General features: G+C 70.1%; 10 protein-coding genes. 9 read left to right on the top strand and 1 reads right to left on the bottom strand.

Annotated elements, in window-relative coordinates:
* Window positions 1–92: 92 nt before the first annotated feature.
* The 5 genes from OHT61_RS00760 (at window position 93) to OHT61_RS00740 (ending at window position 7,047) form a co-directional block, all read left to right on the top strand.
* The gene (locus OHT61_RS00760) at window positions 93–1,154 is read left to right on the top strand and encodes an ATP-binding protein (RefSeq protein ID WP_329034058.1); all 1,062 of its coding nucleotides are present in this window, start codon (window positions 93–95) and stop codon (window positions 1,152–1,154) included.
* On the top strand, window positions 1,151–2,962 hold the full coding sequence (locus OHT61_RS00755; protein ID WP_329034057.1) for a vWA domain-containing protein: 1,812 nt from the start codon (window positions 1,151–1,153) through the stop codon (window positions 2,960–2,962). Before OHT61_RS00760 ends, OHT61_RS00755 begins: the two co-directional genes overlap by 4 nt.
* Before the next feature lie 363 nt (window positions 2,963–3,325).
* A complete protein-coding gene (locus OHT61_RS00750; RefSeq protein ID WP_329034055.1) occupies window positions 3,326–3,904 on the top strand; it encodes a dihydrofolate reductase family protein in 579 nt (192 codons plus the stop codon).
* Between the two features lie 310 nt (window positions 3,905–4,214).
* On the top strand, window positions 4,215–5,777 hold the full coding sequence (locus OHT61_RS00745) for an MFS transporter (RefSeq protein ID WP_329034053.1): 1,563 nt from the start codon (window positions 4,215–4,217) through the stop codon (window positions 5,775–5,777).
* Between the two features lie 211 nt (window positions 5,778–5,988).
* Entirely contained in the window at window positions 5,989–7,047 is a 1,059-nt protein-coding gene (locus OHT61_RS00740; RefSeq protein WP_329034051.1) for a hypothetical protein, read from the top strand.
* A 292-nt stretch (window positions 7,048–7,339) separates the two neighbouring features.
* Here OHT61_RS00740 and OHT61_RS00735 read toward each other — a convergent pair whose 3' ends face one another.
* Entirely contained in the window at window positions 7,340–7,900 is a 561-nt protein-coding gene (locus OHT61_RS00735; RefSeq protein ID WP_329034049.1) for a TetR/AcrR family transcriptional regulator, read from the bottom strand.
* A gap of 112 nt (window positions 7,901–8,012) precedes the next feature.
* On the opposite strand from OHT61_RS00735, the gene OHT61_RS00730 reads away from it, so the two are divergent.
* From OHT61_RS00730 to OHT61_RS00715, 4 genes are all read left to right on the top strand, one after another.
* Window positions 8,013–8,699, top strand: a complete 687-nt coding sequence (locus tag OHT61_RS00730) for an SDR family oxidoreductase (protein ID WP_329034047.1) — start codon at window positions 8,013–8,015, stop codon at window positions 8,697–8,699.
* A 387-nt stretch (window positions 8,700–9,086) separates the two neighbouring features.
* Window positions 9,087–9,707, top strand: coding sequence for a YceI family protein (locus OHT61_RS00725; protein ID WP_329034046.1), 621 nt, complete (start codon window positions 9,087–9,089; stop codon window positions 9,705–9,707).
* Between the two features lie 544 nt (window positions 9,708–10,251).
* Entirely contained in the window at window positions 10,252–11,445 is a 1,194-nt protein-coding gene (locus OHT61_RS00720) for an MFS transporter (protein WP_329034044.1), read from the top strand.
* 238 nt (window positions 11,446–11,683) lie between these two features.
* Entirely contained in the window at window positions 11,684–15,145 is a 3,462-nt protein-coding gene (locus OHT61_RS00715) for a phosphodiester glycosidase family protein (protein WP_329034042.1), read from the top strand.
* The last annotated feature ends 58 nt before the right edge of the window (window positions 15,146–15,203 follow it).

The raw sequence follows: 15,203 nt of genomic DNA, 5'->3' as shown, positions 1-15,203 counted from the left end.
CCGTCGGGCGGCCCCATATTCGGCTGCGACGGCCCGGCGCGCCTCCCATACTGAGCGTGCTCGACCTCCGACGTCCCGAAGGAAACCTCCGCGTGCAGTCCGCCGTCACCGTCACTCCCGCCCGCATTCCCGACCTGCTGCTCGGACTCGCCACCGTGCGGCCCGTGTTCCTGTGGGGAGCGCCCGGAATCGGCAAGTCGTCGCTCGTCCGCGACTTCGCGGAGTCGCTGGGACTCGAGTGCGTCAGTCTCCTGGGAACGCAGCTCGCCCCCGAGGACCTGATCGGTGTGCCGCAGATCCGCGACGGGCGGTCCGTGTTCTGCCCGCCGGAGGCCATCGCGCGCGACGAACCGTACTGCCTGTTCCTCGACGAGCTCAACGCCGCCACCCCGGACGTCCAGAAGGCCTTCTACTCGCTGATCCTGGACCGGCGCATCGGATCGTACGAGCTGCCCGCCGGATCGATCGTCATCGGGGCCGGGAACCGCGCCACCGACAACGCGCTGGCCAGGCCTGTCGCGTCCGCCCTCGTCAACCGGCTCACGCACGTCCATCTGCGTGCTTCGGCCGCGGACTGGCTGATCTGGGCGGGGGAGAACGGAATCCACCCCTGGGTGACCGACTACGTCACCGACCGCCCCGACCACCTGTGGTCCCAGCCGCCCAAGACCGAGGAGCCGTTCTCCACCCCCCGGTCCTGGCACATGCTGTCCGACGCCCTGCACTCCTTCGGGCCGGACATCGACGAGGACACCCTGAAGGTGATCGTGCACGGCACACTGACGCCGGCGCACGCCGTGTCCTTCTGCGGCTATGCAAAGATCGTGCGCCACACCTTCGGCATCGAGGCGATCCTCAAGGGCGATGCCTCGTGGCCGGCCGGACTCGGGGACCGCGACCTCCTCTACTACCTGGCCGACGCGTTCCGCGGGCGGCTGGTGAAGGATCTCCCGCGGCAGAGGGAGCACGTGTCCGAGTCGATGCGGCAGACCTCCTACCGGGCCAAGTCGCTGCTCGTACAGCTCGCCGAGATCTCGGTCGAGGTGGCGCAGACCGTCATCGCCGACGACGCCGACGGTCAGCCGGTGCTGCCCGCCTGGTTTCTCGTCGAGGCGGCGCGCGACATGCCCCGGCTGGTCGAGGCCCGACGATGAAGGCCGGCCGTGGCAGGAAGAACGGCGACAAGCCGGATCCAGCCGCCGAGGCCTTCGCGGCGGGACTCGTGCTGCTCAAGCGGAATCCCGCCTTCGGTGCGGTCGCCTTCTCCGTCTGCCGTGAGCACCCGTGTGCCCTGACCCCGGCCGGGGGACTGGCCGCCGTCACCTCCGGCGGCAAGGTGCACGTACACCCCACGAAGCGGGCGGAGCCGGCCGAATGGGCCTGGGTCCTCGCTCACTGCGTGCTGCACCTGGGCTTCGGCCACGTGCCGGCGTCCAAGGACGACCCGCGCGTCCAGCCCGACCGGTACGACCTGGCAGCCCGCTGCACGGTCGTCAACCGCTTCCTGCTCACCTTTCCGATGGGCCGTCCCCCCGACGACCTCCCCGCGGCCTACCCATCCGGCGACGAGGGGGAACTCGCCGCCCGCTGGCGCCGCGACGGCATTCCCGCAGAGTACGAGAGGTGCGGCACCGCAGGCGGGCAGCCGGACCAGATCCTCACGACCTGGAACGGCTGGAACACCACGGTCCCCGACTGGGAGGCGGCCTTCGCCCGCGCGCTCACCCGTGCCGTCTCCACCGCCATGGACACGGCAGGCGGCCGCGTCGACCGGGAGACCGGCGAACGCGCCCCGCAGCAGCCGTGGAACCGCGCCCTGAACTGGTTCGTGTCCTCCTACCCGCTGCTCGGCGGAATCGCCGCGGGAATCACCGTCGTCGCCGACGCGGAACTGGCCCGGACCCACGGCATCACCACCGCCGCGGTGAACTCCGCCGTCGGGGAGATCTACATCAATCCTCTGCGTGAACTCACCGACGAGCAGTGGCGTTTCGTCCTCGCCCACGAGATACTGCACGCCGCCCTGCGCCACGGCGAACGCCGGGGTGGCCGGGACCCGTTCCTCTTCAACGTCGCCGCCGACTACGTCGTCAACGACTGGCTGGTCCGCATGCGCGTGGGCGACATGCCGGACGGCGTGCTGTACGACCCACAGCTGCGCGACCTCTCGGCGGAGGAGGTGTACGACCGGATGGCGGGCGACCTGCGCCGCCGGCGACGGCTCGCGACCCTGCGGGGCAAGGGGCTCGGTGACGTACTCGGCGAGCCACTGCGACACCCCGCCGCCCGCCCGTACGCGGACCTCGACGACTTCTACCGGCGCGGCCTCGTCCAGGGATTCGACCTGCACCAGTACGGCGGACGTGGTCTGCTGCCCGCCGGGCTGGTCCAGGAGATACGGGCGCTGGCCCACCCGCCGGTGCCGTGGGACGCGCAACTCGCCCGGTGGTTCGACGCATACGTACCCCGGCCTCAGCCCGTGCGTTCCTACGCCCGCCCAGCCCGGCGGCAGGCTTCGACCCCGGACATACCGCGCGCCGGCCGGTACTTCCCCGACGAGGAGGCGGCGCGTTGCACCTTCGGAGTCGTACTCGACACCTCCGGCTCGATGAGCGCCACCCTGCTCGGCAAGGCGCTCGGGGCGATCGCCTCGTACGCGGAGGCACGTGACGTGCCGGCGGCGCGGGTGGTCTTCTGCGACGCGGCGCCGTACGACGCGGGATACCTTCCTCCGGCCGAGATCGCGGGCCGGGTGCGAGTCCGTGGTCGTGGCGGAACCGAACTGCAGCCGGGCATCGACCTGTTGTGCAGAGCCGACGACTTCCCGCCGACGGCTCCGGTACTCGTCATCACCGACGGATGGTGCGACACACTGCGTGTCCGCCGCGAGCACGCCTACCTGATTCCCGAGGGTGCGAGACTGCCGTTCACACCCCGAGGTCCGGTGTTCCGGCTGAGCTGAACTGAGCGGTTCGGCGCACGGCCGGCCACCGTCGCCTGCGTGACGGTGACACTTCATGGCTCAGGCGCGGCGATACCGCAGCGGGTGGCGGCCGGCGCGCACCGGCAGACCGATGTGCCCCCGCCCGCCGACCGACCGGCGATGGCCGCTCCGAAACGATCGGAAGGGGGCCATGTCGCACCGGACTCCACGGCGCCCAGGTGTCACACTGCGATCACCTCCACCGCAGGAACTCGGACCTGCCCGCCACAGCGCCGGGCCCGAGGGGCAGGGGGGCGCAGGGAGGGGACGGCGACGACGCACGCCGTGCACGCGTGGCCGACGCGCGGCGGCACACGATCATCCGTACGCGAGGAGAGCACCATGACCGCCACCTACACCTTCGATGTCTTCTCCAGCCTGGACGGCTACGGTGCCGCCGGCGGCACGTGGTCCGGGTACTGGGGCAGACAAGGCCCCGAGCTCCTCGAACGCCGCCTCGCCCTGTACGACGAGGAACAGCGGATGGTCTTCGGGGCCAACACCTACCGGGCGTTCGCCCGGATGCTGGCGTCGAGCACCGAGACGTCCGAGGTGCGCGACCCGTGGGTCACACGGATGAGGAGCCTCCCGGCGACGGTGGTGTCGCGCACGCTCCGAGATCCTCTCGACTGGCCGGAGGCGAGCGTCGTGAGCGGCGATGCCGTCGACGTCGTCGCGCGGCTCAAGCAGGATTCGGGGGTCCCGCTGCGCTCGCACGGCAGCCTGTCGATGAACCGGGCGCTGATGGAGGCCGGGCTGGTCGACCGCGTCCAGGTGACGATCTTCCCCGTGATCACCGGCCGGACCGGGATGGAACCGGTCTTCGGAGGTGCGGCCGACTTCGACCTCGAACTGATCGAACACCGGACCCTGGACGGCCACATCCAGGAACTCACCTACCGGCCCACCGTGCACGACTGAGTCCGTCCCGCATCCCGCCGGCCGAGCGGCGGAACCCGGCCGGCGGATCTGTCCGTCCCGGTGCGTCGTCGGGCGTGGGGGCGGCTGACCGGTGGCCCGGCCCGGGACGGGGCAGCCGCCCGGACACCGTGGAGCGGTCATCGGCGTGGGCCGGATGTGAGCCGGACGTGTGAGGGGAGTGGGCGGGCCCACCGGACCGGCCTACGCACGGACACGCAGAACGGCCCGATTCATGATGTTCTGTCCCCAGTGTTGTGCAGACGCGGCACGGCGGCACAGGTCAACCGGTCCACTGCGAAGGAAGACGTCGATGAGCGATCCGTCGAGCCCGCACCAGCCCGGCGGTACGCAGAGCGGCAGACCGGGTGAGTCGCAGGCTTACGAATCCGAGGCGGACCGACCCGATCCGCACCGCTGGTGGGCCCTGGCCGTCATCGCGACCGCGCAGCTCATGGTGGTGCTCGACGCGACGATCGTCAACATCGCCCTCCCCTCCGCACAGCGCGCTCTCGGCATCAGCAACGGGAACCGCCAGTGGGTGATCACCGCCTACACCCTGGCCTTCGGCGGTCTCCTGCTGCTGGGCGGAAGAGTCGCCGACCTCGTGGGCCGCAGGCGTACGTTCATCATCGGGCTCATCGGTTTCGCCGGCGCCTCCGCGATCGGCGGGGCGTCCGGCGGTCAGGAGATGCTCTACCTCTCCCGCGCGCTCCAGGGAGTGTTCGCCGCCCTCCTGGCGCCCTCCGCCCTCTCCCTGCTCACCACGACGTTCCCCGCCGGCAAGGAACGCGCGCAGGCCTTCGGCATCTTCAGTGCCATCGCGGGCGGCGGCTCGGCCATCGGGCTGCTGCTCGGCGGCATCCTCACCGAATGGCTCAGCTGGCGCTGGTGTCTGTACGTCAACGTACCCATCGCCATTCTCACCGTCATCGGCGCGCTGACCCTGCTCAGGGACCGCAGAGGAACCACGGGCGCGCATCTCGACATCCTGGGCGCGCTCCTCGGCAGCACCGGCCTCGTCGCGATCGTGTACGGGTTCAGCCGGGCCGAGGCACTCGGATGGAGCTCCGCGGAGGTCCTCGCCGTGCTGAGCGTCGGCGTCGCACTGCTGGTCGCGTTCGCCTGGTGGCAGACCAGGGCATCGGCTCCACTGCTGCCCCTGCGGATCGTCCGCGACCGCAACCGCGGCGGCTCGATGATCGTGATGGCGATGACGACGATCGGTCTCTTCGGCGCGTTCCTCTTCCTCACGTACTTCCTGCAGAACATCCTCGGGTACTCGCCGCTCAGCGCAGGCCTGGCGTTCCTGCCGCTGTCAGCCGGAATCATCATCGGCTCCACCCAGATCTCCGCCCGGCTGCTCCCTCTGGTGGCGCCACGTCTGCTGTTGGTGCCCGGTCTGCTGCTGAGCGCCGGCGGCATGTACTCGCTGACGTTCCTCGACGTCGACTCCACCTACGCAGGTCACATCCTGCCGGGCACCATCCTGCTGGGCTTCGGACTCGGGCTGACCTTCCTCCCCATCATCTCCACGGCCACGAGCGGGGTTCCGGCGAGGGACTCGGGGGTCACCTCGGCAACCGTCAACACCGCCCAGCAGGTGGGCGGTTCCATCGGTACGTCGCTCCTGAACACGATCGCGACCACCGTGACCGCCACCTACCTGACCAGCCACCTCGCCGCGGCGGCCCGCGAGGGCGGCCTGACACCTGCCGAACGCATGCGGATCGTGAACGCCGGAACCGTCCACGGCTTCACGGTGGCCATCGCCTGGGCGGCGATCATCCTCCTCGCCGCGGCGCTCATCGGCGCAGTCATGATCAACGGCAAGTCGCCCCGAGCCCGAGCGGCGGAGGAAGCAGCCGCGCTCTGAGGTCTGCGGGCGGCGGCAGGAGGGCCGTGCGTCGCACCTTGGGTACGAAGGCGTCCGGCGATCGGCCTGTGTCCGGCAAGACGTCGCGCGGCCGGCTGGACGGGCGGCGATCGAACGGGGTCCGCGCACTCGCCCCGCCCGGCTGACGTCCCGCGGTCTTGTTGCTCGACGAGGGCCGGGCATTTCCTCGCGACGGCGCTGGTGGCACGATGTGATGATGATCAACTCTCGCGCGGCGGGCTCGCAGGGGCGCCGACTGCACTTCGTCGGGACGTTACCGCAATTCGACACCGCAGCAGCCGCCTTCGCCGCACAGACCGGGCAACTCCATGGAGAGATCAGGCGCCTGTCCGGTGGCGAGACCGGCCCTCGGCTCTCGTGGTTCGTCCCACTGGTGAAGGAGCTCAAGGCCGGCCCCAAAGTCACGGCTCGTCAGGAAGGTGACTGGAGCGACTACGACGACGTCGACCGCCTTGCCGTGCGACGCGGGCACCGACTGACCCCCGGGGACATACCACTGCATCTCGCAGAGTGGGCAGAAGAGGAGCTCGACGCGCTGCAGGCCGCGGGTACGCCGGCGACGGCAGAACGTCCACTGCAGGTCGGCGTACCCAGCTATCTCGACCTGGCGCTGTTCATCTTCGGTCCGATCGGCGCGCTGCGGTGGGCGGGGGTCTTCCTCGACGCAGTGACCGCGCAGGTCGAGCGGATGGTGGCGCATGCAGGGAACCGGGTGGTGATACAGATCGAGACGCCCGCGGCAGCGATCGCTGTGGCGTCGATGCCGTCGTCGCTGCAGCGACGGGCAGCGGATGCGCTCGGCGGGCTGGTGCTTCGTCAGGTCCGCCGGGCTCCGCAGGGGGCGAGGCTCGGGATGCACCTCTGTGTGGGGGACATGGGTCACAAGGCCCGGGTCAGGCCCTCGTCGGTCGCGCCGCTCGTAAGGCTGACCAACGTACTGGCCCGGCGCTGGCCGGACGGCCGGACCCTGGAGTTCGTGCACATCCCCCTGTGCGGTGGGGAGGAGCCTCCCACGACCGACCCCACCTTCTACGCGCCCCTGCGCGAGCTGGACATTGCGCCGAATACAACGCTCGTCGCCGGACTCGCGCACGAGGGCGCGACGGTCGAGGACCAGCGTGCGGTGAGGGATCTCGTCGAGCGCGAAACCGGCATGGAGGTCGATATCGCCACGGCCTGCGGCCTGGGCAGGCGGAGCCGAGAACAGGCGGAGTCGGCCGTGGAGCGCATGCGAGCGCTGCTTTCCTGAGCTGTCCCTGCCGGAAGGAGGCACAGCCCGGACGCCCGGACATGCCCCGCAGGGACGGGCTCGGTCACGTCGGCTGCCAGGCGGTCCTGGCGAGTTCGCGTCCGGTCAGGGGTGAGATACCGGGGGCCCGGCAGGGCTTGGTGGTCACGTCTGCCTTGCGGCTGCCTCGGCGTGAACCTGGACCGCAACCGGCCGACATCCACGTACGCGCGATACGCACGCCCGCGTAGCTGCCTGCGGCCCACGGGCCGGCGCCTCGCGCGCTCCGCGCACGAGGCGCCGGCTGCCTTCGTCAGCCGGCGCCGGTCAGCGCCGCGCGCGCGGCGCTGAGGATGTCCTCGGAGAGCGGGGAGCCCTCGGTCGCCCGCGCCAGGACGAGCGCCCCGACCATGGTGCACAGTCGGGCGATGCCGTCCTGGTCGTCGGTGGCGAGCTGTTCGGCGAACGCGCCGACTCCGTCGGTGAAGATGCGGCGTCCTTCGCGGTCGTCGGGCTGTCGGGCCACGTCGGTGGCGAGGGCGGCGACGGGGCATCCCCGCGCCGGATTGTCGCGGTGCTCGACGGAGAGGTAGTTGTCGATCAACGCCTGCTGGGCGGCGTCGCGTGTCGCTGCCTGCCGCTCCGTCCTGCCCTGCTGGAGCCGGGTGAACTCGTCGAAGGCGTGGGAGGTGGCCTCGTCGACGAGCGCCTCCTTGGAGTCGAACTGCTTGTAGAAGCCGCCGTGGGTGAGACCGGACGCCTTCATGAGGTCGGCCACGCTGACGTGGGTTCCGCGCTCCCGGAACAGCCGGGAAGCGGTCTCCACCACCCGTCGGCGGTTCTCCTCCGCCTGAGCCTGCGATACCCGGCCCATGATCCACCTCCGATGGGATGTCGACTGGCATCTATCGTAGACCAGTGCTTAGATTGTGGATGTAATCTAAATCTCCGGGCGGATCGATCCACCCTCAGGGCAAGGAACTGACATGGAACTGAAGAACGCAGTCGTCGTCGTCACCGGTGCCAACCGCGGCCTGGGGCGGCACCTGGCCGCACAGCTCGTGGAGCGTGGAGCGAAGGTGTACGGCACGGCGCGCCGTCCCGAGACGATCGACCTCCCGGGCGTCATCCCCCTGCGGGTGGACGTGACGGACGAGGAGTCCATCCGGGCGGCGGCCCGCGCCGCGTCCGACGCGACGCTCCTGGTCAACAACGCGGGCATGTCCACGGGCGCCTCCCTGGCTGCGGGCGACCTGGATGCCGTCCGGCTGGAGATGGAGACGAACTTCTTCGGGCCGCTCGCCGCGACCAGGGCGTTCGCCCCCGTCATCGAGGGCAACGGCGGAGGTGTCGTGCTCAATGTCCTGTCCGTCCTGTCCTGGCTGCATCCGGCCGCCCTCGGGTCCTACGCCGCGACCAAGGCGGCCGCATGGGCGCTGACCAACGCGACGCGGCAGGAACTGGAGCCTCGCGGCATCGCCGTCTCGGCGCTGCACGTCGCCTATATGGACACCGACATGGCCGCAGACGTCCCCGCCGACCGGAAGAGTGACCCCTCGGACGTCGCGAGGCAGGCGCTGGACGGCATCGAAGCCGGCTTGTCCGAGATCCTGGCTGACGAGACCACCCGCGCCGTCAAGGGAAACCTGTCCGCGTCGCTGAATGCGGCCTGAGACGCACACCCTGCCCCACCCATTAGCGGCACTTCCCGGGTGCTCTCGGCGCGACAGGCGGACGAGTGGCTTGCTCGCCCGTGTGGGGCTCGCTCCCTGTGCGACTACGCCGACCCCGTTCTCTCTGTGCGGGGTCGGCGTTCTTCTTGCGCGGAACCGGCGTCGTGCCGGACGCCGGTAGTGGGGTCGTGCCGCTGTCGCGAGGCCTGGAGTGGCCGCACCGCCGGTGTCCGCGAGACCGGTGGCTGTGAGCGATCGGTGCGCCTTGCCTTGTGACTCGAGACACGGTGATGGCCGTCACAGGGCATGAGTGCGTCCTGGGGAATGGTGCAAAGGGGGCAAAGGTTGACAAGTGCAGCAATTGTCATCTCTTTGGAGGAGTACGTCATGGGTCTGTTCAACCGTAGGAGTGCTGCTGTTGTCGCTCCTGTCGTGGCTGGTGTTTCTGCTGGTGTGTCGGGTTCGAGTCTGTCGCATCTGACGGGTGACTACGTGATCGATTCGACGCACAGCGAGATCGGGTTTTCGTTGAAGTATGCGAAGGTCACGACGATGCGTGGGCGTTTCACGGAGTATGACGGTCGGCTGCGTCTGGATGGTTCGGAGCCGTCGGCGTCGACGGCGGAGGTCGTGATCAAGGTTGCGAGTATCGATACGGCGCTGGCCGGTCGTGATGAGCACCTGTTGAACGGTGATTTCTTCGCGGTGGAGGAGTTTCCGGAGATGGTCTTTCGGAGTACGGGTGCGGAGCGGGTGGATGAGGACACGTTCCGGATGGATGGTGAGCTGACGATCAAGGGTGTGAGTCGTCCGGTGTCGTTGGAGCTGACGCTGAACGGTGAGGTTGTGGACCCGATGGGTAATGTGCGGGTCGGTTTCGATGGTTCGGCGACGGTCAACCGTAGTGACTGGGGTCTGACCTACAACGCGGCGCTGGAGGGTGGGGGTGTGCTGATCAGTGACAAGATCAAGCTCACCTTCGACATCTCCGCGATCCGGCAGGCCTGAACCGACCGGAGCACCCAACCGGCCGGCGGAACCTGAACCGGCCGAAGCACCGAACCGGCCGGCGTACACAGACCGGCCGGAGCACCCAACCGGCCGGAGCATGCGAACCGGCCGGAGCACCTGGACCGGCCCGGACCTGCCTGCCGGGCCGTGCTCCCTGAGGGTGGTGGGTGTCGCACACCACCCGGGGAGCCCCGATCCCTACGCGACCCAGCAGTAGACACGCTGGCCTCGGCGCCGGGCGCTGCTGACGGCTCCGCCAGATCCATGTGGATCACTCCGGGCGAAGAACTCGACGATGATGCTGATGCGGGCTCCGTGCCCCGGCACCCACGACCGTGATCGTCTGGGCAGCCCGCAGCCCGCAGCCCGCAGCCCGCAGCCCGCAGCCCGCAGCCCGCAGCCCGCAGCCCGCAACCCGCAGGGACGGGCAGGACGAGAACGCGTGGCAGGGCGCAGCCCCCCGCACCCGACTTGATGCGGCGTGGCTCGGCTACCGTGCGGGGTGGTCCGGAGCAACCACGAGGTATGCGGGGAAACAACTTTGAACGTCGGTGTGCAGCGCGGCGCGATCGCAACCGTGCAGGTGCTCGGTCTCGCCGTGTGGTTCTCCATGTCGGCTGTCGTGCCGAGTCTGCGGAACGAATGGGGACTCACCTCCGGCGGGGCCGTATGGCTGACCGCCTCCGTGCAGTTCGGCTTCGTCGCCGGGGCACTCACGTCGACCACCCTGAACCTGGCGGACCGGATTCCGGCCCCGCGCCTTCTCTCCGCCTGCGCGGCCGCCGCAGCCGCCTGCACCGTCGTGCTGGCCGTATCGGTGCACGGACTCGCCCTCGCCATCCCGCTGCGCTTCCTGACCGGTGTGTTCCTGGCCGGCGTCTACCCCGTCGGAATGAAACTCATGGCCTCCTGGGCCGCACGCTCAGGGCGCGGGCTCACGATGGGCATCCTCATCGCCGCGCTCACCCTAGGCTCCACGCTTCCCCATCTCATCGCCGGCGTGGGTTCGCTGCCGTGGCGGGGCGTCCTGCTCGCGGCTGCGGCCGCCGGTCTGCTGGGTTCCGCGATCTGCCTGCTCCTCGTCCGGCTCGGTCCGCATGTGGCGCCTGCCGCCACGATCCGCAACCCTCGCTACGCGCTGACGATGTTCACCGAACGCGGGCCGCGCCTGACGAACCTCGGCTACTTCGGCCACATGTGGGAGCTCTACGCCCTGTGGACCTGGATCCCGTCGTTCCTGCTGGCCACGAGAGCTGCCGAAGAGCTGCCCGGCTCGGTCGAGATCGCGGTGTTCCTCACCATGGGGATCGGCGGAGTGGTCGGCTGTCTGCTCGGCGGCTGGGGCGCCGACCGGTACGGCCGCCCGCCGGCCGCCCTGGTCGCGCTCCTCGTCAGCGGCGTGTGCTGCCTGCTCTCCCCGTTCCTCTTCCATTCCTCGCCCGCGGTCCTCCTGGCCTTCTGCACGCTGTGGGGCGCCGCCGTGATCGCGGACTCCGGGGTCTTCTCCACCACCCTCAGCGAGGTCGCCGATCAGCGGTACGTGGGAACCGCCCTGACCGCCCAGACCGCGATCGGGTTTGCCCTCACCGTCGTCACCATCCAGCTCACCCCCCTTCTGGCCGAAGTCGTCGACTGGCAGTACGCCTTCCTCCTGCTCGCGCCCGGGCCCCTCGCCGGTGCCTTCGCGATGCGTGCTCTACGCGCCGACGCTGTGTCCACCGGGCCATCCCGGTGACTTGATGCGTCACCTCGCCGCCTTCTCGAACGGGCGCGCAGGAAGCGGTGGGCAGCCTGGCTCCGGAGGCCGAGAAGGGGGGCCTCTCCTCTACAGCATGAGCGGCCCTCACACGCTGGATGTCAGCCAGTGTTCATCTCGCGCCTCCCTTGTGATCATGCGAGACGCGGTGCCAGGACATGAGCCGCGCGTCCACTCGGAGTGCCCCACTCCCTACAGCTTCGAAGGAAGTCACCCCGTGGCGCTCCCTCTTGATCCCAACCGTCCCCGAGCGCGATCCGCCGTGCGGCGCAGCGTCGTCGTCCTCGCCCTGGCGACCTCGCTCAGCATCGGAGCGGGCATGATGACGACCGCTCAGGCCCTCGGTCCCGCAATCCCGTTGGCGGCACCCTCGCCCGAGCGGAACCACAACCTGATCCCCAGCACCCCCGGTCGCTCGCTCGTGACCGACGAGACCCGCACACCCGTCGCGCCCGGCCTGGACCTCACGCGCTTCGACCGCTTCGGTACCGATGGATGGGTCCGTGGGCAGGTGCTCGTCGCCGATCTGGCCGAAGACCGCCTGCGGGTGGACCACATCACGTCCGGCACGGTCACCGGCAAATCGAAGGTGACCGAACAGGCAGCCCGGACCGGCGCGATCGCCGCCATCAACGGCGACTACTTCGACATGAACGACACCGACGCCCCCATCGGCGCGGCGGTGTCCCGCAAGGCCGGCATGGTCAACTCGGCGACGGAGGGCCGTGCCCAGTCCGTCGCCATCGGTGCGGACGGCCTCGGCGGACTGGCCCAGGTGTTCCTGGAGGGGGAGGTCACCCTTCCGGGAAGCGGACCGCTGAAGCTCTCCGGCGTCAACACCCCGCAGCTCACGCGCGACGGGATCGGGCTGTTCACCGACGTATGGGGCCCGGCCCCTCACACCAAGCCCGTGACCGGCGCGGAACGAGTCACCGAAGTGAGGATGCGCGGCGGCAGGGTCACGGAGGTACGCCACGCGGCCGGCTCGGATCCGATCCCCGCAGGTACGAGTGTGCTGCTCGGCCGCGAGGCGGGTGCCGACAGCCTGGCGGTTCTGCGCGTGGGCGACGCGGTGTCCGTCGCGTACCGGCCGAGAGCAGACTTCGGGAAGGTGGCCGTCGCGGTCGGGGGCGGCCAGGTGCTGGTCGACAACGGCACCGTCCGGCGCTTCACCGAGGGCGACACGGTCACCGCGACCTCGCGTACGGCCGTCGGATTCTCCGCCGACGGACGCACCATGTTCATGGTCGCGATCGACGGCAAGCAGACGGACAGCAGGGGCATGGACCTCAACGAACTCGGCGACCTCATGAAGGGGCTCGGAGCCGCCAACGCGCTGAACATGGACGGCGGCGGTTCGACCACGATGGCCGCGCGGCTTCCCGGCGAAGCCACCACAGGCCTGATCAGCAGCCCGTCGGACGGTTCGGAGCGCCAGGTCGCCAACGGTCTCGGTCTGTTCGCCGCACCCGGCTCCGGCGCGGTCCACGGGTTCCGTGTCCGGCCCGCCCTCACGGCGGACGGCTCCGACAAGCTGTTCCCCCACCTGCACCGCACCGTTCGCGCGCTCGCCCACGACGAGACGTACGCTCCGGTGCCGGCGGGCCGGCTGAGGTGGAAGGACTCCGGCAAGGTGTCGGTCACGCCTTCCGGGAGCGGAACCGCGCTCGTCACCGGCCGGCGTCCCGGCGTCACCCGTGTGAAGGTCTCCGGTGGCCACGGAGCTGCGGGAGAGGCTGCACTGACCGTCCTGGCCCCCGCCGTGCGTATCGCTCCGAGCAGCAGCGTGATCGCACTCGACGGCGTCCAGGACACCGCCCGGCTCACCGTCACCGGCTACGACGGCCTCGGGGACTCCGCCCCCGTCGATGCGTCGGACGTCAAGATCGCCGGTGGCGACGGTGTGGTGTCGCTGCAGCCGGCAGGCGACGCGACCTTCACCCTGCGAGGTCTGAAGGACGCGGCGTCCACCACCCTGCGTCTCACCGTGGGCAGGATGACCACGCAGGTCGCCGTCACGGTGGGCCTGGCCGAGAACACGTTCGCGGACCTCACCGACGCCGCCTCCTGGACGTCGGCCGACGACCGCGCTCCCGGCGGATCGGTCGCCCCGGCCTTCGGGCACGACGGCACACCTGGACTGCGCCTCGGCTACGACTTCACCAGGTCGACGGCCACCCGCGGGCAGTACGCGGTCCCTCCGCAGGCGATTCCCCTCCCGGGACAGCCGCAGGCGGTCACCATGTGGATCGACGGCGACGGCAACGGCTCATGGCCGCGCCTGCAGTACCGCACGGCCGCCGGCGTGACCGCCAACCTCGACGGGCCCATGATCACCTGGACCGGCTGGCGCAAGGTCGAGTTCCCGGTGCCGGTGGGCACCCCCTACCCCCTCACGCTGCAGCGCGTCCGTCTGCTGGAGACCAGTGCCGCCCGCTCCTACACGGGCGAGGTGACCATCAGCGATCTGCGCGTCAAGGTCGCGCCCGATGTGGAACTGCCGGCCGGGCCGAGGCTCACCGACCCTGTGGTGGTCACCGACGGCACCGTCGACGGCCGGCCGCTTCGGGTCGCGGTGATGTCGGACGCCCAGTTCGTCGCCCGTGACCCGGACAGTCCGCTCGTCGAGGCCGCCCGCCGCACCCTTGCCGAGATCGCCAGGACCAAGCCCGACGCACTGGTCATCAACGGTGACCTCGTCGACGAGGGGGCACCCGCCGACTTCGCTCTCGCCCGTACCCTGCTCGACGAGTTCGACAGGCGGACCGGGTGGAAAGTCCCGTGGCACTACGTCCCGGGCAATCATGAGGCGATGGGCCCCGGGTCCACGGTCAACTTCGAAGCCGCCTTCGGCGACACCACTTCCGTCTTCGACGTGGAACACACCCGCTTCATCACCCTCGACAGCTCCAGCGGTACCCTGCGCGGCGGCGGATTCGCACAGCTCCAGCTCCTGCACGACCAGTTGAAGGCTGCGCGGAACGACCGATCGGTGAGCGGCGTCGTGGTGTTCGAGCACCACCCCACCCAGGACCCGCTGCCGGACAAGGCCAGCCAACTCGGTGACCGCAAGGAAGCGGAGCTGGTCGAGAAGTGGCTGTCCGACTTCCGGGCCGGTGCCCACAAGTCCGCCGCCTTCGTCGCCGGCCACGTAGGAGCGTTCGCGGCGACCACGGTCGACGGTGTGCCCTACCTCGTCAACGGCAACTCCGGCAAGAACCCGGCCAGTACGCCCGACAACGGTGGTTTCACCGGCTGGACCATGCTGGGCATCGACCCGCGGAAGGGCCGCATCGACGACCGGTTCGATGTCCCTGCGCGCGACGCACAGCGGTGGCTCCAGGTGGAGATGCACGCCCGCACCGACTCCGTGAACCTGACCGCTCCGGACCGGCTCGCAGTCGGTGACCAGGCCCGTGCGGCGGCCACCCTGACCCAGGACGGCACCCGAACCGTCCCGGTCGCATGGCCGGTCGGGGCGGACTGGTCCGGTATCCGCGCCAAGATCACGAGCTCGACCGCCGGGACGGACGCGTCCCGGGCGGCCGCATCGGTCATCTCCTACGACCCTGCCACCGGCCTGGTCACCGCACTCCGTCCGGGCACCGCAATTCTCCGAGTGACCGTCAACGGCACCGCCGCCCAGAGGACGATCACGGTGACGCGCCGCTTGAGCTGAACCTGTCGGGTCGGCGGACGCCTGACGTCGCGGGTCGGCCGCGGACACCTCCGGTGAG

It is taken from the genome of Streptomyces sp. NBC_00178 (assembly GCF_036206005.1).
Taxonomy (GTDB): domain Bacteria; phylum Actinomycetota; class Actinomycetes; order Streptomycetales; family Streptomycetaceae; genus Streptomyces.
The sequence above is the reverse complement of the archived record's forward strand: the minus strand, read 5'-3'. Positions and strand labels throughout refer to the sequence as shown.